This is a genomic window from Pseudomonas sp. 2822-17 (genome assembly GCF_002742485.1).
In the GTDB taxonomy this organism is placed as follows: Bacteria; Pseudomonadota; Gammaproteobacteria; order Pseudomonadales; family Pseudomonadaceae; genus Aquipseudomonas; species Aquipseudomonas cyclaminis.
Genome location: NZ_LJRZ01000251.1, coordinates 1 through 492, shown reverse-complemented (window position 1 = coordinate 492; position 492 = coordinate 1). Strand labels below are relative to the sequence as shown.

General features: G+C 37.4%; 2 protein-coding genes. Both read right to left on the bottom strand.

What is annotated here, in order from left to right:
• Positions 1–60: 60 nt before the first annotated feature.
• On the bottom strand, positions 61–252 hold the full coding sequence (locus AOA60_RS03675; RefSeq protein WP_099583257.1) for a hypothetical protein: 192 nt from the start codon (positions 250–252) through the stop codon (positions 61–63).
• A 45-nt stretch (positions 253–297) separates the two neighbouring features.
• The coding region (locus tag AOA60_RS33275) for a hypothetical protein (RefSeq protein WP_218240546.1) at positions 298–492 on the bottom strand (195 nt) is incomplete at its 5' end.

The window sequence follows — 492 nt, the reverse complement described above, 5'->3', positions numbered from 1 at the left end:
CCACCTCCTTTATAGAATAATAGATTTATTTTTTTCTGAAAAATCAGAACATTATCCCCACTAAAGTTTTCGTAACTCATTACTTACTCTTTGATAGTGGTTGGATGCCTTCAGCAAGTTTGAGGCACAGCTATTAGCACCTATCCCTTTAAACTCATTCGTTAATCCTTGCGAGATATCTTCAAGCTCACGGCTGACAGCGTTGATTTCTCTTATGATTTCATTCACCTTCATCTTTAGATTTTGATCCATTGCTCAGCACCTCCATTCAACTAAGTGGACAAAAGTGACATCGAATTACTCTTCAAATGTCTGGTAGAACGCTGCTATATCTTCAGATGATTCCAACTGGTTATTGTCTCCAACAGTTAAATGACCGTACACTTTAGCGTTTAGGTTATACCAGCCGATATTGTTTACAAATGACGTTCTCATATAGTTGGAAACATCCTCTTTTTCATCAACAAATCCAACCGTAAACAGGTGCATATC